The organism is Streptacidiphilus sp. EB129, assembly GCF_041262645.1.
Classification (GTDB): Bacteria; Actinomycetota; Actinomycetes; order Streptomycetales; family Streptomycetaceae; genus Streptacidiphilus.
The window spans coordinates 218,319-239,038 of record NZ_JBGCCS010000003.1; the positions used below are offsets into that span (position 1 = coordinate 218,319).

Annotated in this window: 20 protein-coding genes and 2 pseudogenes; 6 read left to right on the top strand and 16 right to left on the bottom strand. The window is 68.9% G+C overall.

Features of this window, described 5'->3' with window-relative positions:
* Positions 1-12: 12 nt before the first annotated feature.
* On the bottom strand, positions 13-1,791 hold the full coding sequence (locus ABH925_RS05195) for a cholesterol oxidase substrate-binding domain-containing protein (protein ID WP_370145658.1): 1,779 nt from the start codon (positions 1,789-1,791) through the stop codon (positions 13-15).
* A gap of 346 nt (positions 1,792-2,137) precedes the next feature.
* Between ABH925_RS05195 and ABH925_RS05200 the strand changes: the two are divergent.
* The 4 genes and pseudogenes from ABH925_RS05200 to ABH925_RS05215 form a co-directional block, all read left to right on the top strand.
* Positions 2,138-2,641, top strand: a pseudogene (locus tag ABH925_RS05200) (solute carrier family 23 protein); the annotation flags it as partial.
* A gap of 471 nt (positions 2,642-3,112) precedes the next feature.
* Positions 3,113-3,412, top strand: coding sequence for a helix-turn-helix domain-containing protein (locus ABH925_RS05205; protein WP_370145660.1), 300 nt, complete (start codon positions 3,113-3,115; stop codon positions 3,410-3,412).
* Positions 3,413-3,646: 234 nt separating this feature from the next.
* Complete coding sequence (locus ABH925_RS05210; RefSeq protein WP_370145661.1) at positions 3,647-4,138, top strand: hypothetical protein; 492 nt, start codon at positions 3,647-3,649, stop codon at positions 4,136-4,138.
* Between the two features lie 126 nt (positions 4,139-4,264).
* Complete coding sequence (locus ABH925_RS05215) at positions 4,265-4,684, top strand: hypothetical protein (RefSeq protein WP_370145662.1); 420 nt, start codon at positions 4,265-4,267, stop codon at positions 4,682-4,684.
* Between the two features lie 5 nt (positions 4,685-4,689).
* Here the strand turns inward: ABH925_RS05215 and ABH925_RS05220 are convergent, their stop codons facing one another.
* The 5 genes from ABH925_RS05220 to ABH925_RS05240 form a co-directional block, all read right to left on the bottom strand.
* Positions 4,690-4,890 (bottom strand): hypothetical protein, encoded by a 201-nt coding sequence (locus tag ABH925_RS05220; RefSeq protein WP_370145663.1) that lies wholly within the window; start codon positions 4,888-4,890, stop codon positions 4,690-4,692.
* Complete coding sequence (locus ABH925_RS05225) at positions 4,887-5,063, bottom strand: hypothetical protein (protein ID WP_370145664.1); 177 nt, start codon at positions 5,061-5,063, stop codon at positions 4,887-4,889. Before ABH925_RS05225 ends, ABH925_RS05220 begins: the two co-directional genes overlap by 4 nt.
* Positions 5,060-5,437, bottom strand: a complete 378-nt coding sequence (locus ABH925_RS05230; protein WP_370145665.1) for a hypothetical protein — start codon at positions 5,435-5,437, stop codon at positions 5,060-5,062. The genes ABH925_RS05225 and ABH925_RS05230 overlap by 4 nt, the downstream gene beginning before the upstream one ends.
* On the bottom strand, positions 5,434-5,850 hold the full coding sequence (locus ABH925_RS05235; RefSeq protein WP_370145666.1) for a hypothetical protein: 417 nt from the start codon (positions 5,848-5,850) through the stop codon (positions 5,434-5,436). Before ABH925_RS05235 ends, ABH925_RS05230 begins: the two co-directional genes overlap by 4 nt.
* A gap of 98 nt (positions 5,851-5,948) precedes the next feature.
* Complete coding sequence (locus tag ABH925_RS05240) at positions 5,949-7,133, bottom strand: helix-turn-helix domain-containing protein (protein ID WP_370145667.1); 1,185 nt, start codon at positions 7,131-7,133, stop codon at positions 5,949-5,951.
* Between the two features lie 181 nt (positions 7,134-7,314).
* On the opposite strand from ABH925_RS05240, the gene ABH925_RS05245 reads away from it, so the two are divergent.
* Positions 7,315-7,470 (top strand): hypothetical protein, encoded by a 156-nt coding sequence (locus ABH925_RS05245; RefSeq protein ID WP_370145668.1) that lies wholly within the window; start codon positions 7,315-7,317, stop codon positions 7,468-7,470.
* A gap of 93 nt (positions 7,471-7,563) precedes the next feature.
* Here the strand turns inward: ABH925_RS05245 and ABH925_RS05250 are convergent, their stop codons facing one another.
* A complete protein-coding gene (locus ABH925_RS05250) occupies positions 7,564-8,397 on the bottom strand; it encodes a phage antirepressor KilAC domain-containing protein (protein WP_370145669.1) in 834 nt (277 codons plus the stop codon).
* 795 nt (positions 8,398-9,192) lie between these two features.
* On the opposite strand from ABH925_RS05250, the pseudogene prfB reads away from it, so the two are divergent.
* Positions 9,193-9,375, top strand: a pseudogene (gene prfB / locus ABH925_RS05255) (peptide chain release factor 2); the annotation flags it as partial.
* On the opposite strand, the gene ABH925_RS05260 reads toward prfB, so the two are convergent.
* From ABH925_RS05260 to ABH925_RS05300, 9 genes are all read right to left on the bottom strand, one after another.
* Positions 9,365-9,865: a hypothetical protein gene (locus tag ABH925_RS05260; protein WP_370145670.1), complete on the bottom strand. Its 501-nt coding sequence runs from the start codon at positions 9,863-9,865 to the stop codon at positions 9,365-9,367. The pseudogene prfB and the gene ABH925_RS05260 sit on opposite strands and share 11 nt — an antisense overlap.
* Positions 9,866-9,939: 74 nt before the next feature.
* Complete coding sequence (locus ABH925_RS05265; protein WP_370145671.1) at positions 9,940-10,860, bottom strand: glycoside hydrolase family 25 protein; 921 nt, start codon at positions 10,858-10,860, stop codon at positions 9,940-9,942.
* Entirely contained in the window at positions 10,860-11,402 is a 543-nt protein-coding gene (locus ABH925_RS05270; protein ID WP_370145673.1) for a phospholipase D-like domain-containing protein, read from the bottom strand. The genes ABH925_RS05265 and ABH925_RS05270 overlap by 1 nt, the downstream gene beginning before the upstream one ends.
* A gap of 67 nt (positions 11,403-11,469) precedes the next feature.
* Positions 11,470-11,778, bottom strand: a complete 309-nt coding sequence (locus ABH925_RS05275) for a hypothetical protein (RefSeq protein ID WP_370145674.1) — start codon at positions 11,776-11,778, stop codon at positions 11,470-11,472.
* Entirely contained in the window at positions 11,775-12,050 is a 276-nt protein-coding gene (locus tag ABH925_RS05280; RefSeq protein ID WP_370145675.1) for a hypothetical protein, read from the bottom strand. Before ABH925_RS05280 ends, ABH925_RS05275 begins: the two co-directional genes overlap by 4 nt.
* A gap of 751 nt (positions 12,051-12,801) precedes the next feature.
* Positions 12,802-13,098, bottom strand: a complete 297-nt coding sequence (locus ABH925_RS05285) for a hypothetical protein (protein ID WP_370145676.1) — start codon at positions 13,096-13,098, stop codon at positions 12,802-12,804.
* 47 nt (positions 13,099-13,145) lie between these two features.
* Positions 13,146-13,709: a hypothetical protein gene (locus ABH925_RS05290; protein ID WP_370145677.1), complete on the bottom strand. Its 564-nt coding sequence runs from the start codon at positions 13,707-13,709 to the stop codon at positions 13,146-13,148.
* A gap of 49 nt (positions 13,710-13,758) precedes the next feature.
* Positions 13,759-17,190 (bottom strand): hypothetical protein, encoded by a 3,432-nt coding sequence (locus tag ABH925_RS05295; RefSeq protein WP_370145679.1) that lies wholly within the window; start codon positions 17,188-17,190, stop codon positions 13,759-13,761.
* Positions 17,191-17,202: 12 nt separating this feature from the next.
* A complete protein-coding gene (locus ABH925_RS05300; protein WP_370145681.1) occupies positions 17,203-20,697 on the bottom strand; it encodes a phage tail tape measure protein in 3,495 nt (1,164 codons plus the stop codon).
* Between the last annotated feature and the right edge of the window lie 23 nt (positions 20,698-20,720).

Consider the following 20,720-nt stretch of genomic DNA (forward strand, 5'->3'; position numbering starts at 1 on the left):
ACGGGATCCCGGTCAGGTCAGCAGGGTGTCCAGGAAGGAACTGCTGAAGACTCCCGCCGGGTCGAGGGCGTTGAGGGTGGCGACGGCGGTGTCCCAGCCGTCGTTCGCGGGGTGGCCGGTGCGGTAGGAGTCGGGGATGTCGGTGCCGATGACCGTGGTGTCGGTCCAGGCTCCGGTGGCCGTGTTGGCCCACTCCTTGGACCACTCGGCGTGTACCGCTCCGTAGGAGCCGGTGTAGTTGCCGCGGATCCACTGCTCCATTTCGCCGGTGAACTCGTGGTCCCCGGGTGTGATCGGGACGGTGGTCATGTCGAACCACACCGCGGTGTCCCACTGGGGGTGGTCCGGGCGCGGGCGCAGCGTCGACAGCTGGGCGCCCAGCGCGCCGGGGACCTGGCAGTCGGCGGGGTTGTCCAGGCCGGTGACCCTGATCTCCAGCGGGCCGTTCATGGGAAAGCGGCCCTGCGCCTGGTAGGCGGAGAGCCGGGCGCTGTAGGCGGCGTAGAACTCGCTGACGACCCGTTGCACGTTCGCCCGGCTGGTGACCACGTTCCAGCAGGTCGAGGTGATCCGCAGGGTGGTCGGCCGGACGTAGAGCAGCATGTCGCTGGACCAGCCCCACAGGTCCCAGCTGCCGGTGGCGATGAGACCGGCGCTGATCGCGTCCATCTGCGCGCCGGTGAAGGTCGGGGTGGCGGCAGCGTCACCGGCCACGATCTGCGCCAGCAGGTCGGAGACGTTCTTGGGGACGATGTCGTTGAACGGGTAGTTGTACGGGCTGCTGACGGCCCGGCTGACCCAGGGCTTGTTCGGGGTCGGCGTGAACACCCGCAGCCAGGGCGAGGTGGTGAACGGGAACCAGATGCACACCACCCGGCCGCAGGCGTCCACGTAGTGGGCCAGCGACTGGGAGCCGGCCGTGGCCGGCGGTGCGAACAGGTCGGCGGCGGTGACGTTGAACCAGCTCTGGCAGCGCAGCCGCTGGTCCGCGCCGACGCGCAGGGTGACCTCGGTGACGAAGGCCCGGCCGACATTGGTGATCAGGGCCTGGATCTGCGGGTCGGTGCGCTGGAAGGTGCGCAGCACATAGGCGGAGGAGACGGTGTCCCAGACCACCGCGGTCAGGCTGGTGACCAGATTGCCCACCGAGCCGTAGCCGTGCCCGGGCACCGGGGTCTCGCCCACGGCGGGCACGCCGGTGCCCCGGCCGCCGGTGGCGAGCACCCCGCCGAGCGTGGCGGAGCCCATCACCGGGAAGCCGGTGAGCCCGTAGCCGGCGTTCTTCAGGATGCCGAGGAGGGTGTCCATGGTGATGCCCGGCTGGGCGGTGACCGAGGCGGGCGCGGTGCCGGTGGCGGGGGTGACGCTGACGGCGGTCAGGTGCTGGGTGGTGTCCACCAGCACCACGGTGGACGGGGTGCCGGGGGCCACCACGACCGGGGACCAGCTGTAGCCGCCGCCCAGCGGGCGCAGCTGCCAGCCCTGCGCGTGGGCCCAGTTGGCGAGGGTGACCACGTCCTGGGCGGTGGCCGGGGCGCAGGTCCACAGCCCGTTCACGGTCACCTCCTCGGACCAGTTCTGGAAGGTCTGCTGGTACAGCGTGATCCCGGCCGGGAAGCCGGGCGGGGCCGTGAGCGTGGCGGCGGCGCTGCCGGCCGGGATACGGGTGTGCGGGGCCCACTGCAGGGCGCCGAGTGCGAGTCCGCCGGCGGCCGCGCTCAGCAGCGCGCGGCGGGACAGGGCGGCGGCGTCGCGGCCCGCCGGGGCCGGGTCGTGACGAGAGGGTGCCATGGGTCCGGAGCCTCCGAGCAGGTGGGGGAGGGGACTGGGTGGTGCTGTGGGCTTGGGAATGAGGTACGGGGGCGCGCGGGCGCGGCGCGCGCAGGGCGGGGCGACCAGGCCGCGGCTGCGGGACGACCGGGCGACGGGGATCTGACAAGCTGGATCTGATGACCCGTCAGGAATCTGATCCGATGACCATGTGATGTCAAGGGCCATGGGTCACCGGCCTCGGCGGACGGCTGCGCCGCCCGACGGACCCGGCGGTGACACACCGTCAGTACGGCGGTGTGGGGGGACGACGCGGAGTAACGTGATCATGTTCTGGTCGGAGTCGCGGCGGGTCTGGGGGCAGGGCATGGCGTGGGGCCTCGGCTGGAAGCTGCACAACGGCGGCCGGCCGCCGGAGCCGGGCGCGGTGGTGCGTCCGGACGAGCGGCTCAGCTGGGGGCGCACGGTCGGGCTCGGTGCGCAGCACGTGGTGGCGATGTTCGGGGCGTCCTTCGTGGCACCGGTGCTGATGGGCCTGGACCCCAATCTGGCGATCATGATGTCCGGGGTGGCCACCGCGCTGTTCCTGCTGGCCACCCGGGGCACCGTGCCCAGCTATCTCGGCAGCAGCCTCTCCTTCGTCGGGGTGGCCGCGGTGATCCGGACCCAGGGCGGGTCGACCGCGACGGTGACCGGCGCGCTGCTGTCGGTCGGCGCGGTGCTGCTGGCCTGCGGCCTGGTGGTGCGGGTGCTGGGCGCGCGGATCATCCACGCGGTGCTGCCGCCGGTGGTCACCGGCGCGGTGGTGATGCTGATCGGCTTCAACCTGGCGCCGGTGACAGCCGGTACCTACTGGCCGCACGTACAGTTCCCCAAAGCACAGTCGTAGGCCTGCGCATCAAGGAGTGTCCGTGCTCTTGCAGTGGTAGTCCGCCATCTGCTGGAGCATGTCGCCGAGACATGTTCGGAGGCGGTCGACGAGCAGGGCGACCTCCGGCGGGGCCTGGCTGAGATCGGTTTGGCTGGCCGACGCGCATGCCTCGGCTGCAACACGCCAGTGGAGTCGTTGCGCGGGGGTGAGCCGGGAGAGGTCTGGTTCTAGGCCAGTCAAGATCTTGCTCCGGGTTGGACGGTCCATGAGGGGGTGGCGCGGGGAGCGCCGTGGGCCTGCGTCCCGGGATGGGGGGAGCGGTGGCGCTGTTGCTCTGGCATATGCCAGCCGTTGAGGATTCAAGCAGCTTTCGAACTGGCGTGCTAGTAGTGAAACTGGTTGTTGGTCCTTACTGGTTTGGCAGTTCCCGTGCTTCCATGATCGAAAAATCGGAAGTTAAGTGCATCGACTTTGGATCTTGATCCCGCCAGCGTTGACAGGGTGCCGTACCGATCATCCCGCCCGGCCACCATCAGGCGCCGCGAGCAGATCGGTGACCGGATCCGCAGCCTCCGCCGAGGACGCAACCTGACCCAACGAGCCCTCGGCGAGATCGTCGGCATCGACGAACGATCCATCGGCGGCATCGAGAACGGCCGCACCAGCATCACCATCGACGCAGCCCTCGACATCGCCGACGCACTACGCGTACCCGTGATCTGGCTCTTCAGCGACGACTGGGAGATGCCGGACGACGATGCTACGAGCTGACGGGTAACTCGGGCGGCATGAGGTTCCTCCGTGCGGGCGCACTGACGGCTGTAGCCCTGCGTGACGGCTGGGATACAGACGATGGTTGCACCGGCGAGTGTGCCTGTCTAGATGTTCAGGTACCGCAACGGAAATCCGGTCAATTGAGCGAGTTCCACTGGCGAACTCCCGCTGGGCGAGCCAACATGTGTCTAGATCCTGCACCAGGACGAGTCGGCGAATGGTGGGCAATCCATGGCGGAAGCGACATCCCCCGGTCAGCTCTCCCGGCTCGTGCGCGACACCCGCGCCAAACTCAAGAGGGTCTCCAAAACCGGGAAGATCAGCTACGGCCTGCCGCTGCGTGACCTCGCAGCCCGATGCCCCATCGTCGCGCCCGCAGGCACTCTCGACCTGCGCACCGGCAGACCCCTGCCGACGACGCTCAACTACACCTGGATCAGGCGCCTGGAGCTCGGCGAGATGAGAGAAGCCCCGAGCGCCATCGAGTTGGAGGCGCTCGCCCGAGGTCTCGAACTGCCGTCGGACACCGTGAAGCTCGCCGCCGGAGCCCAGTACTTCGCCCTCCACCTCACACCCATCGAGCACCCCGACCGGCCGGGCGAGATGGTCGAGGTTCTCATCGAGCGCATGGACGAGATGAGCCCAGGGCAGCTTGCCCGCTTGATCCGGTATGCCGAGAACGTCGCCCAGCGGCACGCCGCCCAGGCCCCGGACGCACCCTAGACCGCAGGTCAGGGACCTGGCATCGTGCTGTGTCTGCACCGTATGTCCCCCGGGGAGGACCCCATGCCCAGCAGTGTCTACGTGTTCGAGCGAGAACCCGGATCCGGCCTCGTCCCTGGGGCGCCTGTGCCCGACTTGCTGGATCCGGGCGAGGCGTGCCGTGTTCGGTTCGACGGCGACGACATCGTCACCACCTGCCGCCGAGGTGAGATCACCGCCGAGCTGATCCGCGACCTCAACGCCGCCAAACTCGCCATCATGGACCCCGGCATCTGGGGAGTCCGGCCCGGCGCGATACTCCCCGACAGGCTCCTCGCCGCACCTGCGGACAGTCCCGAGGTGGCCAGGGCCATGTACGAGATCGTGACGCCCGACGACAAGCTCCTGCAGCCCGGCCGCCTGTGCGCCTGCTACGAACGCCCCGGCCTGGTCCTGTGGCTCGTCGCCGAAGGCCACATGACCGAACTCTTCCGCGACCAGATCAACGAGTGGCTGCGGATCATCGTCGGCGGGGGACTCCTCCTCCGTCAGCGGCCAGCCGAGTAGCTCCGTCACTCCAGGAACCGCCGCGGCCGGGTGTGACCGACGGGCCGCGCGAGCCCGAGATGCGCCTGATGCCGGACGATGGTGCGGCCACCGCCGCTGTTGCCGTGGTCCTCGCCGATGACGACACCATCCCGGACCCAGCGGTCGCAGTACGTGCAGTAGCCCGAGGCGCGCTGCGGGAGGGCCGGCTTCTGAGCTTGGCTCACTCGCCGGCCTCGGCGGCGGCCATGTCGGCGGACAGCATCTCCATGAGCTGGCGCAGGCAGTCGTTGTGCCCGAGGGCAACACGGCCGAGAGTCTGGTCGCCGAGCTTGACCGGCGTCATCATGCCGGTGGTGGGCTCGTGGCAGATCGCGCAGATACGAGGGGTGTGGGTCACAGGATGCTCCCATGGGTGTCGAGGGCGGCGGCAAGCCATACCGCGCCGGTGAGGGTGAGGGTGGTGGCGTCGAGATCGGCGTCCGGGCGCCGTAACCAGCACGCCGAGTGGGCGTCGAGGCCGAGCTGGGGCAGCGTCACCCACGAGCCGAGGCCCAGGAGCCTGCAGCCCTGGGGCCATTCCTGCGGGAAGGTGCCGAACGTGACGAGCCAGTACGTCTGCCAGGAGCGGGCGGAATGCGCGACCGGGCCGAGCTGGTCCGGGTAGTCGGCGGCAAGCCACTCGAACAGGCGCAGGCCGCGTCGGGCCGGGATCGCCACGACGTCCCAGAGCACACCGGCCTCGACTGGCTCCGGCAGGATCAGCGCCGTCATGACGCGGCAGCCAGGCGCAGCTCTCCCAGGACCTCTGCGAGCCGTCCGGCGTCGACCAGGCCGTCCGGCTCGTCGGGGTCCGGCGGGACCAGCCAGTGCACCCCGGGGGGCTCGATCGACGTCGGCCCGGGAACGACCACGAACGTTGCGGTACCGAGGGCCTGCGTGTCCGGTGCCGTCCACGTGTCGGCGGTTCCCGTGGGCACGAGGAAGTACAGGCGCGGCAGGCGCGCGGCAGGTTCCCAGATGACCGGGCCCGGGGCGCGCCCGGACTCGTGGTCGAGGATCTCAAGGGCGTCGAGGCCCTGGAGTTGGGGGACGACGATGGCGTCCCACCAGCGTCCGGCGGGCAGGCAGGCGACGGTGTTGGGCTGCGGCATCCAGACGGGCCCGATGGTGCGGGCGGTTCTCATGCGGATCTCCCTGTGACTGTGGCTTGGCTCACAGTCACAGGGTGATGGCAATATGCACCCTTAACTATCACTCTTCGGTGATAGTCCTTGACGTGCAGTTACATGCCGATCCACGACGCATAGTTCGCCAGCGTCTCCGGCGCCGACCGCTTAGCCGACAACAATCCAGCCACCGTGTCCCGCACCGACGAGCTGTACCGCGTCTGCTGCGGCGCCAGATGACGCGCCGCCAACAGCGACTGGAACGCCTGATCCGAACGCCCCGTCCACAACTGCGCCCGCGCGATCTCCGTCCGATGATGAGCCGCACGCGACGCCGGCCAGTCCTCCGGAATCCGCACCGTCTTCGCCACACCCAGGGCCCTCGCATACAGGTCCTGATCCACCAGCGCAGAAACCCTGTGCGCCGCGACGTTGGACGGCCCGAACGACAGCCAGTGCACCTGCGCAGCCTCCCCAGTGCGTGCCGCCATACGCGCCGCCTCGGCGAGATGCTCCTCCGCCGCCGCACCGTCCTTGTCCCGGGCGGCCAGTACCGCGCCGCCCAGCTGGATCTGGCCGGTCACCACGTCGCGGACCCGGCCCGGGTCGGCCAGTGCCGCCGTCGCCGCGCCGACGGCGACCAGACGCCGCCCGGTGCGGTACTCGCCGGCGCGCAGGTAGGCGAGGCTGCGGAGGTACTGCCGGATGCTGGCCACTATCGGGTCCGAGCCCCGCTCGGCAGCCCACGCCATGCGATCGAGGGCGAGAGCTGCAAGGTCGGGGTACCCGAGCTTCGTCGCCACGTCGTAGGCGGTGCGGTACGTGGACGCGAGCGTGGCCCAGGCCCGGTCCGACGGTGCCATGTGCGCGGCCGTCGTCGTCTCCAGGATCAGCGCAGGCAGTTCCGTCGCCGCCGTGCGCAGGTCGGTTGCCCGGATCAGCGCGCACATGCGGTCCGCCTCGGCCGTGAGCTTGTCCAGCGGGCGCGGCGCGATGTCCGGGTCCACGCCGAGGTCGTACACGTCCAGGGCCCAGCGGATCGGCTGGATCAGGACGTCGAGCTGGTCCTGCTGCAGCTCGACCAGGTAGGGCTGGCCGATGAGGTCGGTCGCGGCCACGGACAGGGCGCGGGCGATCGCGGCGATGACGCTGGGGCTGCCCTGCTTCTTTCCCTGCTCGATCTGGAACACCATGCTGTAGGACACGCCGGCTGCGGTGGCGAGGCCGGTCTGGGTGAGGTGGCGCAGCTTCCGGTAGCGCTTGATGCGCTGGCCGATGCTTTCGGGCTCGGTCACGGGCATACTGGACTCCGTTCTTGACTCGACACCAGGAACGATACTCAGCCCGGCGCGGCTGGTATACGCGATCCGCCCTCGCAGCTTCGGCTGACGGGGGCGGTTGCATGTCCGGTCGCTGCTGTTCACCTGCGGCTGCGAGAATGGATCAATGCCTGCTGCCTCTGCTGATGATCGCCGCCGTGCGGTGACGCAAGCGAACGAGGCAATCCGCGCCCACGCCCTCGCACGCGGCGGCCGGGCGTGGACGCAGGCCGAACGCGACCAGTACGCAGCGCTCGTCGAAGCATGGCTCGCAGCCGCACACGACGCCGAGGACGAACCCGCGCCAGCCGCCGCCTGAACTACCAATCTGCTCCCAGCAGCTACCGGATTAGGAGTTGGGAACAGCAGAGCGGCCCGCCCCTCCAGCAGGAGAAGCGGGCCGCGCGCCTGATCAGCTGGCTATGGCCAGCGCCGCCGTCCCGATCCCGAGCCGGTCCGCGAGCCAGTCCATGCCCTTCGCGGTGAAGAACGTCTGCTCCACCACGATCCGGCCGGCCCGCACGAACTTCACCTCCGCCCGAGCCGCCTTGACGTGCTGCTCATACGGGATACGCGGATTCTGGACCTGCAGGAACTGCACATCGTCCGACCGCAGCATGTCCATGAACTTCGTCCGCCCGAGCCCGCCGGTGAAGTCCCGGAACGCCTTCGCCGCCGCGTTCATGTCGATCAGGCCCTCCGAGTTACACAGAGCCTCCCACTTGCTGGCCTTCGGCATCAGGACCCGGTTCGCGGCCTCCAGCGCCTCCTTCGCCTCAAGGACAGCCACGAGATCCTTCGCGAGCTCCAGCTTGGTGGGCTCAGGCCTGCTGGGGTGACGCCGCGAGGCGTACTCGTAGAGCGCGTCGGCGAGCTCAACCTGGGCGGTCTCGATGCGGCCCTTGATGATCTCGTCCTTGATCCGGCTGGCCGTGATGTTCGCCAGCCACATCGGCACGATGCGCTCATGGATCAGGAACTGCGGCCGGGCCTGGGTGTCGCCGGGAAGCTGGACGTGTGTTACGCACGTCTTGCCCCGCGACCAGGACTTCCGCTCGATGGCCTGCCGCTGCCCGTTGGGGTCGAGCGTGAGGTTCTGGCAGAGCTGGCCAAGGACGGCCCAGTTGCCGGTCTCGGTGGTGACGACGGTGACGAGGTCGCCGTGGAACTCGAACGATCCGAGTTCCGGAACCTGACCCCCACTGTTGAAGCTGGGCGCGGGCAGGTTAGAGTCGGGACTGCTCAAGGAGGTCTCTCTCTCCCTCTGTGCCATAGCCCTCGGCGGACCCATCCGCGCGGGGGCTCATAGCTGTGTTCGGCCAGTCGGATCGACGGTCGATACGAAAATGCTACGCCTACTGAGCGTCATCCCGCGCCCACCAAACGGTCACTGACCGTGCGTTAGAGGACCGTCGAGTAGCGTTATTTGTTCACCTGAACCACCACCCAGCAGGGTGGCACTCAACTCCCGCAGCAGCAGCGGGAAAACGCAAAACAGCCCCGCCCGCCCAGCCCGAAGGCCAGACGAACGGGGCTCAAGTTGGTGCCAGCCCTGGGGTTCAACCCCAACCCGGGAGTACAGGGATCGGCCGGGCCAGCAGCGACCACCCGGTGCGCAACCGGGCAGTGCTCCATCAGAAGCAGGATACGCAGAACGGGCCGCCCCGAAGGACGGCCCGAACGCGCACATCTCCGGGGCCTCTACCCCGCCACGCTGATAGGCCCCAGACTGGGCCGTCGACGGCGGGAGGGACTGCGGTCACCCGCGCCCGACCTGATCCGGCAGACCTGCCACCCGGCTATGCCAGCGTCCTGGGTGCGGAGGTTGCCCACCGCAGACGAGCAGCAGCACCAGCGTACGCCGCCGCCTCCCGCCGCCACTCGCGCTTCTCCGCCGCCCGAGCCGCACCCTTCGACCGGGAAACGTCCGGGCAGTCCAGACCCCAACCCGTCCGGCAGATCGGACACCACGAGCGCTGACACACACCCAGCATCCGGGCCATGACACCACCTCCACCGGCACAATGGGGCCATGGCGACAATACGCAGCTACGTGATGGCCCCCGTCAAGCGCGTCACCGACCACCGCACCGGCCGCGAGGAACACGACCCGCAAGCCGTCCTCGACGGCGACCTGGACGGGTTCCTCGACGACGGCATCCGGATGCGCGCCGAGCAGCGCAAGCAGGGGCTCGGCGGACCAGGCGGGGCGCTCAGGAGCTGAGCAGCGGCGCCGACAGGACCAGATCACCGAGGTCCGACGGCGCCAGATCCCACACCGGCTTCGGCCAGTGGACACCAGCCGCCTCGTAACCAGCCGCCCCGAACCAGGAGCACATGAAGTGCCCCGACTCGGTCACCTGCCGCTCCATCGCCCGCTCCACAAACGGCACCGGCAACGGACAGTCCTTCAGGGCCTTCAGCGGGTATGCGGCCCAGCTGTACGGCGCACCCAGATGCGCCACGGACCAGGCGACGACCATGTCCCGCTGAGCATCACTCAGGTCGAACAGGCCACCGCGCCCGGACGACCACAGGACGTCCGGGGCATCCGCGCGATAGGTGCTCCGGCGCGCACCGCCCGGCCACGCCTCGATCGCGTGCACAGTGCCGTCCGGATCGACAGACTCCACCACGAAGACGTGCCGGTACAGCGAGTCCCGCTCGGCCTTCCGCCAGTGGCCCAGCATCAGCTCATCCAGGAACTCCGCCACACCGATCGCGACACCACCCGACGTGCGATCGTGGACCAGACCCAGATCCCCCGGCCGAACCACCACAGCCCCGGTCACGGTGCGGCAGGCGGCTGGGTCACCGCCACGTCCACGTGCACCACCGCCGCCGCAATCGCAGCCTGCACCGCAGCGACGACCGCCGCCGTATCCACGCCGGGATGCTGAGCGCCGAGCTGGGCCACCAGAGCCGTGATCGCCGCACCCTGCGCCGACACGGTCTTCCCCAGCGCCGCGAGCTGGTCATCCGCCGTCTTCGAACCGTTCAGCAGCTCCGCCACGGACGGCACGTAGCCACCAGGGAGCTTCGCCAGCGGCACCCGGGTGTTGAGCAGCAGTTGAACATCAGCCGGAGTCATCGGCATGTCAGTACCTCCAGGAGGAGTCGAGGGTGAAGCAAACGCCAGCGCCCAATCGCGGAGCGCCTGCGTGCTGGCCAGATGGCAGTAGTCGTGATCAACCGACGCAGCCGAGTACTGGTGGAACAGCCACGGGGCGCTGATCCCGGGCTGGCCGGCCGGAAGCCCCGCCGTCGCGATCCACAGGAAGTCGCCGTAGTAGCCCGTCGTGTCGACGTTGTGCCAGTAGTCGACGTTGGCGTACACGCCCACCGGGTTGTGCGGCAGCTTGCCCTTCACGTAGTGCAGGAACGCGTCCTTGTACGCAGCCTGCTGGGACCTCGACACGCCCGCGTTCGCCGCGTCGTAGCCCTCCCAGTCCAGGCACACCAAGTCCCCGGGCTTCCACGCCACCTGGGAGAGGAAGAAGTCCGCCTCCGTCTGCACCGAGGCACCCATGTGCGGGTAGTGGTAGCCGCCCCACACCAGACCGTTCGCCTTCGCGTGATCCCGCTGCGACTGCCACTCCGGGTTGACGTACCCCGTCCCCTCTGTGACCTTCACGAAGGCGAACGACAGGCCCGACGTGTCCGGCGCCGCCGACTGGTACGACGCCCAATCCTCACCCCAGATCCCCATCAGGCAGCCGCCTTCGCGCCCGAGACGGCCAGCATGTGCTGATGGATCGCATCGACCCGAGCCCGGGCCCACGCTGCCTCCAGCGGATCCCGAACGATCTTCAGTTCGTTGTCCTGCAACGACTCACCCGACCGGGACCAGTTCGTCGACCCCGACACCGTGTCCACCCCGTCCACGATCATCACCTTCATGTGCATGATCGCCCCGTGCTCCGAGCGGCCCACCGCCACCGAGTTGGCCGGGAAGGCGTCCTTCGCCAACAGGGCCCGCTCATGCACCCCACCCGCCTGCGAAGAGTCCAGAGTCAGCTGCACGAAGCAGTGCTCGTCGTCCAACTTCTCGTGCAGCGCCGCCGCCAACTCGTCATCGTCGAAGCCGTACATCGCGACGACCAGGGACTTCGTGGCGGACTTCACCATCGTGAGCAGCACGTCATGCACGGCGTCGACAGGGGAGTAGAAGGTGCGGAGCACGCTGAGATACCCCGGCGGGAATCCGCCGGTCTTGTAGCCATCGAGGGCCGACAGATCAGCCAGCGCCACAGGAACCTCCGAGGGTAGGTATGCGAAAGCCCCGGCCAGTAGGCGCGGGGCGAGGATGAGATGAGGGTCAGGGCTTCAGCGTGTCCGGCGGCAGAACCCCGCGCAGATGCCAGTCGTGCAGCTCACCAACCTGACGATGCAGCACAGCATCCGCCTCAGAACGCTCCTGGTGCTGCTGCTCCACTGCGGCGAGCTGCTCGGCATGATGACGGTCCGCACGCCGCCGATGCAGCACATGCGACACCACGAACGCCGGCGTCACGATGATGAACTGCGCCTCCACGTTCCCCTGGACCTCAGCGAGCCTCCAGCCCAGGAAGTACACATCCAGGCCCAGCAGCCCAGCCACGGCCAGGACCCAGTACAGGCGCTTCACGACCGCCCCGCTTCCTCGTGCGCCGACACGACGTCAGCCGACGTCAACCGATCCAGCGGGTGATGCCGACGGCACACCATGTGCCCTGCGGCAGTCGCATGCCGCCCCAGCCGCCAACAGCGGTGCACCTCGCAGTTGTGGCGCCGGTAGATGCTCACCAGGCCCCCGATGATCGCCAGCTCACCCAGATCCGCGCCGGCGCCGGACCACCACAAGTACGGAGGCCCGGAGGCGTTGTCCAGGCCCAGCCAGTGCGCGAGCAGACCCACCATCACGGCCTCCCCGGACCCGTCGACACCGCAGCACCCGTCCGGTGCACCGTGTGCTGCTTCGAAGCCGTGGCCTGCTGCGACGGGGCCGGAGTCGACGGCGGAGACGACGGGGCAGGCGACTGCGGAGTGCACGAGTACTGCGTGGACCCCGCCGACGACGGCGCACAGGCGTACGTCACACCGGCGTAGGTGAACGTCCACCCGCTCGGCGCCGGACCCGCAGGCCCAGCCGGCCCGGCACTGCCCTGGGCCCCGGCCGGACCGGCCGGACCAGCAGGACCCTGGGCTCCGGAAGGACCAGCGGCACCGACTGCACCCGCCGGCCCGACCACGCCAGCCGGTCCAGTCGCCCCCTGGACCCCCACCGCACCGTCCTTCCCCGCCGGGCCGACCGGACCCACGGCGCCAGCCGGGCCGACAGCCCCGTTCTCGCCAGGAACGCCAGCGGGACCCGCCGGACCAGCAGACCCCGCAGCGCCCGGAATGCCCTGAACGATCGCACCAGGCGGCGGCGCCTTCGGGACGACCCCATGCTGCGTCAGCTGATCACGCGTCTGATTCAGCGCAGTCGACAACTGGGCGATCGCCGTAGCATCCGCCGACTGCGTGGCCTGCGCACGATGCTGCGCATCCGCCGCGGCCCGCAACGCCACCAGCGCGAACGCCACAACGAGCAGCACCAGCAGCAGCCCAGTCGCCATGGCCAGCGTCTCCCGGCGCGGCTTCCTCGGCCGCACCGCATCGGGAATCGTCACTTGGCCCCCCGCAGCGTCCCGTAGGCCTGCACCGCGAGCGCCAGCATCGCAATCACCGCCGTCGCGATCACAGCCCACCTGCCCAACGTGAGACCCGGGCGCTGCTCCAGCGTCTCGACGCGCTTCTCCAGCTTCGCGAGCTCCTTGTCCCGGTCCCGCTCGATACGGTCGTGGACGTCGGCCTGCACCGCGTCCTGAGCCGTCCTGGTGATCCGGTCGCCCAGGTCACGGTGCTCGCTGATCGTGCGCTGCTCATGGGCTTCAAGGCGGCGCGCCACCTCACCGAGGGACACCTCATCTGGCACAGTCACCCCCTCGGTGCATCAGGCGGGACAGGCGGTCAGTTGCTGACACGGACGATCTGCATCACAGTGCCCGCCGCAGTGATCGTCAGCGTCGAGCCTGAGTTCTGGCCGACCTTGAACTCCAGGTAGTCGCCCGCGTTCATCGGGATCAGACCGGTGATCTCCGGGATCGTGAACGTGCTCGCTGGCGCCGCCGGCAGCTGAACCTGTGCGTAGGCGATCGCCGAGCCGTTCACGTACATCTGTGACGTGCGGGAACCCGTCGCGTTCGTCGGCCAGCACACCGCAGCCCGCACCCAGTACGTGCCCGCGACCTGCGCCGTATACCGAGAGTTGTTGGTGACGTTGGAGTGACCGCCGTAGGTGTCCGTGACGGTCGTGTCGAACGCGATCGCCGTCGACGGCGCGGCACCAGTCGCGATGCCCGCCTGAGGTGTGGTCACCGTCAGGGTGGCCAGCGGCGGGTTGAGCAAGAAGGTGAGCCCGCTGTAGAGCTGCGCGTCCAGAAGGGCAGCGGAACCGACGTCGCCGACGGACCACTGGTAGGGGATGGGGACAGCGAGTCCGGTCAACGCGGCCTCCAGCCGGATCGGGCCCACGCCGCCAGCGCCCCAACCGGATGGCCAGGGCGCTGCGATGCGGGCAGGGTCAGTACGAGACGCGCGGAGTCGTGGCCGACAAGGTCGCGCCCGCGTCCAGCGACGACGGGAACGACGCCGCGGGCAGGGCAGGCAGGGTGTAGCCGCCGGGCAGCGGCTGGCACACCACCGCTCCTACCGCATGGGAGTGGACGGTGGCCGCGGTGAGCGTGACGGCGACGCTGGCGTAGCCGGGCGACGTTGCGGCCACGGACTGCACGGTGACGTTCTCGCTGTGAACCGGATCCCCGTACCCGAGCGTCAGCACGGTCCCCGGAGGTAGCACGGCGGCGGCGGGGTTGAGGGTGGAGCCGGTGAGCGGATTGAAGGTAATGACGGTGTCGCCGACGTTCGAGGCGGTGTGCACGGTCGTGTGCAGGCTGGAGATGATCCACCAGCCCAGGAACGGCTGCGCCGCCGACAGCTGCATCGACGCCCGGAAGTTGCCCTGATCGTCGCCGTCCCAGGCCAGGTGCTCCAGGAACTGCTGCAGCACGATCGGCTGCGCGCCCGGGCCCGACGGCGGACGCCTCGACACCTGCACCCGGCTGCCGAAGCTCAGCGCCAGCAACTGCGACCACAGGGCCGGGTTGCTCGCCGGGTCCACCGTCAGCGCCGCCACCCGCGCCAGCGGCTGACCGTACTGCGACGTCAGGTACTGGGCGGCGTACAGCGGAACGGTCGGGTCATTGACGTTGATCGTCCGCTGTAGCGTCCTCGGAGCGTACGCAGCCGACGAGGCCGCGTTGATGGACTGCGCGTACGGCTGCTGCGTCGACCCCGGCGGCCCCGAATTCGTGATCTGCGCGACGTTGTAAATGTGCGTGTCGTCGAACTCGATGGAAATGTCATCCAGGTATGGAATCTCGCCACTCGACGCCTGCTGCTCACCAATGAATACCGCAGGCGCATTCTGGTAGTACCGCCACAGTCGGCCCGCCAGCTGCACGGTGTTCGCGCCGTCGGCGTACAGTTGCCCGTTCTCGGTGTCCGCCACCAACTGCAGTGCAGTCATCACACCCTGGCCGGCCAGATTTGCGCCGGCCATCGCCGTCGTGGCGTCCATGCTGCTCAACGCCCCGCTGTACCCGGACAGCGTCAGGATCCGCTGCGCCCGCGCCGCAGACGTCTCGCCGGCCCAGCCTGTGGCAAATCCGTTCGCGATGTCCGAAAACGAGGGCACATTGTTGGTGGGAATCTCCGTGGCGTAGGCGAGATCGCCGGTGAAGAACCACGTGTACAGGCCCTGGCTCGGGACCACGTTGGCCCCGAGTACGTCGTAGGCGATGCCCACCGGATGGCAGTCGTTGGCGCTGGTGGTGAAGAATCCGGCGCCGTCGACGTTGATGTTCAGAAGTTTGCCGGTGGGGTCGAGAATGAACGTGGCCATGTGCCAGTTGCCGTCGCACACCGCTACCGTCGGACAACTGGTGATCATGGATTGGCCGGCCGTGTTCTGCACGAACGCGGTCACATGCTGGCTGGCGTCGATATAGAACAGCGCCTGCGGGGGATTGGTCGCACTGATGCCCTGCGCCGACCACAGGGACATGACCGTGCCAGCCCCCGGCACCTGGGTGGTGCGGAAGCAGATGATCCGGGTCCAGCCGCCCGAAGTGGGGGGCCCGATGGGAGAGGGCACGCCCAGCCAGTTGCCCGCGCCGGAGGTGTTGCTCGGCGCAGGGTTCGCCAAGTGCACCACCGGCCCAGCAGCACCCACGAAACCGGTGCCGGTGATGCTCGTACCCGGCGTCACGGTCCCTGCCCCGTACGGGGAGGTGCCGATGATCACAGGGCCGTGCTTGCCGGTCACGTCACGGAACGTCGTCGACCCGGACGGCTCGTTCAGCGGATACATGCGCGTCGGATTGAGCGACAACAGCTGCGCATCGGTCGACGGATTCAGTGTGAACTGGGCCAGGGCCGCCAGGGCATCGACGGCGGTGATGTTCATCAGCCCGTAGGTGCCGGAGTGGTCCCAGGACTGCGGCCAGCGCTCCACGAACCCGGCCCACAGCGGGTAGGCGATCCCCGGTGACGCCCAGGGGGTGGGCGTGGACGCCAGCTCCGTCTGCCACGCCGTCAGCAGCACTGTGCTGGACGCCGAGGTGGTGGACGTGATGAGGAACGCCGGGCGGCACGAGACCGCCGTCGCCGGTGCGGCTGCGGTGACAGTGGCCTGCGTCCAGGTTCCGGACGCGGGAATCGTGATCCCGCTACCAGCACTGACCGAAAGCTGCGTGCCGGTCGCGTCGTACCAGCACAGCTGCAGCACGGCGGTGATACCCGTCGCGGTACCGACTGCCGAGGAGACCCAGACGGTTGAGCTCCAGGTGCCGCCCCCGCCTCCGGTCAGGGAGATGGCCGCCTGACTGGCCGGAGAGGTGGCGGCCTCGGTGGACAATCCCTGCCACAGCTCGCACGTGTTGGCGGTGTGGGCCGCGAACGTCCACTCGGTTGCTGTGGTGTGCCCGGTGGGGGCTGCCGGGACGGTGCCGGATGCGATGGAGCCGAACGTCCAGCCGATGAGTCCGACGCCGGTGCCGTTCGCCAGGCCGGCGTCCATCAGGTTCCTGGTCGGCGGCCATGTCGCGATCATCCGGCACGGCTTCATCGGCAGGACGTTGGGGTAGTACGGCGACGAGGTGTTGGTGGGGTCCAGGGCCCCGTCGAGGTTCTTCAGGCTCGCGGTGAGCTGCCCCGACTGGATCTGGTCCAGCTCGTACTGTCGGCCGCTGAGCTGGGCGGACCAGGAGCCGCTGAGGCGCGAGGACAGGTCCACGTAGGCGGGCGGGACCGACATGGAGGCGTTGCCGTTGAACGCCACCTGGAACCCGACCTGCGGCCACGACGGCGACAGACCCGTTGTGCCGAACAGGGTGTTGACGTGTTCGACGTACGCGACCTCGCCGGACACGGTGGAGGACCCGGCGCCGAATGCCACCGACACCGCGGCCGCAGACCAGGAGTAGGCGATGGAGGCGACCTGCGTCCACGCGGCCCCGTCGGCGGACACCGAGAACAGCCAGTTCCCGGACGACTCGGTGATCTTCCACCAGGCGTGCGCGGTCGGATCGAACGCGGGCAGGCTCACCGTGGTGGGTGTGCCCGCGATGACCACGCTGGCCTGCCAGACGGTACCGGGCTTGCACAACAGCTGGGCGTAGTTGGAGGCGTCCTTCTGGACCGTCATCACGGTCTGCACCACACCGGCGCCGGTCCCGGCCAGGGCCGGAGTGATGCGCGCGTACAAGGTCTGCCCGGTGGCGTTGTACGGTCCGGTCGCGCCGAGCTGCGGGTTGGCGCTGGTGGCCTGGATCGCGACCCGGCCGGCGGCGGCGAGGGTGACCACGCCGCCGCCGGTGGTGTTGTTCCACAGCGTCAGGTTGAGCGACCCGGTGGTGAACGCGTCCACCACGGTGGCGAGCAGGGGATTGACCATCACAACCCCCTGTCAGGACGTGCCGTAGACGACGCCGGTGGTCGGGTTGCGGCGCCCGTAGCGCAGGGCCTGTGTCTGGACGACTTCGAAGAGCTTCTTGCCGTCGACGTTGACGACGATCGTCGGCAGGTTCGAGCCGCCCGAGGCACCGCCCGCAGCGACCGCGAGGCTTCCGCCGGGGCTTGCGGCGAGTACACCGCCGGTCAGGGCGCGGGAGCCTGCGGCGATGACGCCCATGGCCATCTGCCGTGAGGCGTTGGCGGCCTGGGGCCCGGTGGCGGTGATGCCGCCGGCCAGGCCGAGCATGGTGTTGACGCCGATCTCGTGGAACACCGTGCTGGGCGAGTGGATGCCGAGGATCGACAGGACCGGCCCGGGAATCACATCCTTGATCAACTGGGTGATCTGGCCGGCGATCCAGGAGCCCATCGAGAGAATGCCGTTCCACAAGCCCTCGATGATGCTGACCCCGGCGTTGTACAGCCACTTTCCCGCGCCAGAGAACCAGCCCCAGATCCGGCCCGGCAGCGCCGCCAGCCACGTCGCCGCCTTCTCGCCAGCCGAGACCACGAAGTTCCAGCCTGCCGAGAAGAACCCGCTGATCTGCGACCAGTACCGGGAGATCAGCAGAACCGCCATGCCGATCGGCCCGGTGATGATCGCAAGCAGGAGCGGCCAGTGGGCCTTCACGAAGTCGACGATCCAGGAGACGGCGTCGCCGACCGCCTTGAAGCAGGCGTTCACGATGTCGCGGAACCAGGTGAAGTGGTTGTACGCGTAGATCAACGCGCCGACGATCGCGGCTAGGGCGATCACCACCAGCATGATTGGGTTGGCGTCCATCGCCACGTTCAGGACCCACTCCGCCGCTGAGGCGAGGCCCTCGGCCACAGCGGTCGCCGCAAGCTGGATCTTGTCGAGGACCCATGCGCCAGCCGCCCGCAATGCCGCCGCCGCCGAAGCCAGTGTCTTCGTCGTCAGATCCCACGCGGCCAGCGCCGCAGCCTTGGTGGCCGTCGTCACCGCCTGCAGCCCCGACAGCATCCCGGACCAGGCGTTCTTGGCCCCAGCTGCAACGGCCTCGCCCATCTTCACAGCCAGATCTTTCGCGGCACCGGCCGCTGAACTGATCTGGCCTCCCAGCGCCGACAAGCCGTTCCCGGCCGCTGTCCAACCCTGCGAGATCGCTGACGTCGCCGTCGAGAAGCCCGACTGCAGGCCAGTCCACAGTTTCGATGCCCCGGAAGCGATGCCGGACCACGCGGTTGACGCGGTCGACGAAACCGACGACCAGGCCGTGGATGCGGTCGAGGCGACGTTTGCGCCCCACGTCCGCAGGGTGCCCGCGGCGTTGCTCGCGAACTGCCCGATCGACTGGCCGACCGTCACGACCGCCATGCGCAGGCCGCCCCAGACGCCCCGAGCGGTATCGACGCCGCTGCGGGCGGTGTCCATCGCTCCCTTGACCGCAGTGCCGATCTGCTTGGCCTGATTGATGGGGAACATGACGATGTCCTTGGCCAACCCGGCTACCGCCATGATCGGCTTGATGATCGCCAGAGCAGACAGGCGCAGGGCCAGTGGGATCAGCGCGACTGCGATCAGGTCGCGGATCACGCCCTTGTGCTTGTCCATCAGCCCAGTCACCAGCACCAGTGCCGGACCGACCACGTTGGCCAGGATCCCGGCGATGACCTTCAGCGCTGTCAGGCCCGCACCGCCCAGCAGCGCAAGCGTCGGACCGGCGGCCTTCGCCAGATTCCCGAAGGCCTTCGCCGCGTCGTCGCCGAACGTCTTCAGGTCCCCGGCGACCTGCTTCAGGACCACCCCGACCTTCTGCCACGGCGTCAGATCCGGGGCGGCCGCCGGCTCGGTGATGTCGAGCTGCGCATGCCCCTTCCCGCCCGGCAGGGCGGTCGGCTTTGCCTGCTTCGTGGCGCTGCCGGAGAAGCCGGACATGATGCCCGACACGGCCGTGGACAGGCCGTGGATGACCGGCGTCGCCTTCGACTCTACGAGGGTGATCAGGCCGGACAGCATCGGGATGAGCCCGTCACCGATCTTGATCATCACCGAGTCGAAGCCCGCACGCAGGGACTTCAGCTGCCACGACAGGTTCTGCTGGACCAAGGCGAACCCGGAAACCTTGCCCTGCGCGTCGGCAGTGGCCTTTCCGACAGCCAGGATCGTGTTCCCGGTCGCCGTGTAGTTGGCGCCCACCGTCGCCAGTGCAGCATTCGCACCCGGGGCCGTACCCATCAACGATTTGAGAGCTGCAGCGAAAGCTGGAGTCCCCTCCTTGCCCGCCTTCGTGGCCGCCTGCGACAGATACTCCATCGCATCGGTCAGCCCGTTCGGGCCGTTGAGCTTCTCCCTGAGGGTGGCGCTGGAAACCCCGTAGGTGGCGAAGGCGCCCTGCATCGCGTTCGTCGGATTGAGCATGCTCCGCAGCGCCTGCGCCAGGTTCTGGGAGGCGCGAGCGGCGGTGAAGCCGTGGTTGGTCATCTGCGCCAACGCGGACATGACGTCCGTGACGCTGATCCCAGCAGCAGACGCGGCAGGCACGATGCTCGCGAACGCTCCGGAGAAGTCCTGCAGGTTGGTCTTGCCGTTCGCTACCGCCGCGATCATCTGCGAGGTGACGTTCGCCGCGTCCGACGCCTTGAGGTGGTAGTCCACCAGGACGTCGGTCAGGGCCTTGGCCACGGTGGTGGTGTCTGCGCCCTCCGCTGCCGCGCCCTGTGCAGCAGCCTTGAGAACGGTCAGACCATCGCCGGCGTGGTAGCCGGCCGCGTCCACGTAGTACAGGGCCTGCGACAGGTCGTCAGCGGACACACCGACCTGGCCGGCCATATTCAGCAGGCCCTGACGCACCATGTCGATCTTCGCGGCGGACTCGCCCGCCGACGTCACCAGCCGCGTCGTCGACGCCTGGAACGTGCTGGCCATCTTCACGGACTCGTAGCCGATCGCCGCCAGCGACAGCGGCACCGCGGCCTTCAGCGTGGAGCTGACCTCCCCGATGCCGAGCATCTTCGCGCCCATGCCCTCGGACGCAGCCCCGGCCTCCTCCGCCGAGACCTTGACGCTCGCGGACACCTCCGCCATCGACGCACGCATCTCCACCGCAGCGGCCTGAATCTCCGCAGCAGCGCCCTGCATCGACGCGACGATCTCCTCGCCCATCGTCGACATGCCCACACCCGTGGCCCGGGCCGCCTCGTCCATCGACGCCAGGCCCTCAGCGGCAGTCGCCGACGCCTCCCCGACGGCCGTGGACATCGCCGTCGCACCCTCGGTGATCGATGCGAACCCGACATCGGTAGACGCCGCAGCCGCCTCGGCAGCCGACGCGAGAGACGCGAACGCCGTGTCGCACGCCTCGGCTGCAGCGGTCGCAGCTGCGGTCAGTCGCTTCAACGACGAGACAGCACTGTTGATCGTCTTGAGGAACTCGGCCGCAGTCCCGCCGAGCTCGACCATGATCGGGGGAATGACGTCCGACACAATGCCCCCTGCCTGTCGGTCAC

What these genes read in the sequence shown, in the direction of transcription:
- ABH925_RS05210 (WP_370145661.1), top strand. Translation starts at nt 3,647, where the DNA reads ATGGCGGAAGCGACATCCCCCGGTCAGCTCTCCCGGCTCGTGCGCGAC.
- ABH925_RS05265 (WP_370145671.1), bottom strand. Translation starts at nt 10,860, where the DNA reads ATGGGGATCTGGGGTGAGGATTGGGCGTCGTACCAGTCGGCGGCGCCG.
- ABH925_RS05195 (WP_370145658.1), bottom strand. Translation starts at nt 1,791, where the DNA reads ATGGCACCCTCTCGTCACGACCCGGCCCCGGCGGGCCGCGACGCCGCC.
- ABH925_RS05240 (WP_370145667.1), bottom strand. Translation starts at nt 7,133, where the DNA reads ATGCCCGTGACCGAGCCCGAAAGCATCGGCCAGCGCATCAAGCGCTAC.
- ABH925_RS05280 (WP_370145675.1), bottom strand. Translation starts at nt 12,050, where the DNA reads ATGGTGGGTCTGCTCGCGCACTGGCTGGGCCTGGACAACGCCTCCGGG.
- ABH925_RS05295 (WP_370145679.1), bottom strand. Translation starts at nt 17,190, where the DNA reads ATGGTCAATCCCCTGCTCGCCACCGTGGTGGACGCGTTCACCACCGGG.
- ABH925_RS05235 (WP_370145666.1), bottom strand. Translation starts at nt 5,850, where the DNA reads ATGAGAACCGCCCGCACCATCGGGCCCGTCTGGATGCCGCAGCCCAAC.
- ABH925_RS05230 (WP_370145665.1), bottom strand. Translation starts at nt 5,437, where the DNA reads ATGACGGCGCTGATCCTGCCGGAGCCAGTCGAGGCCGGTGTGCTCTGG.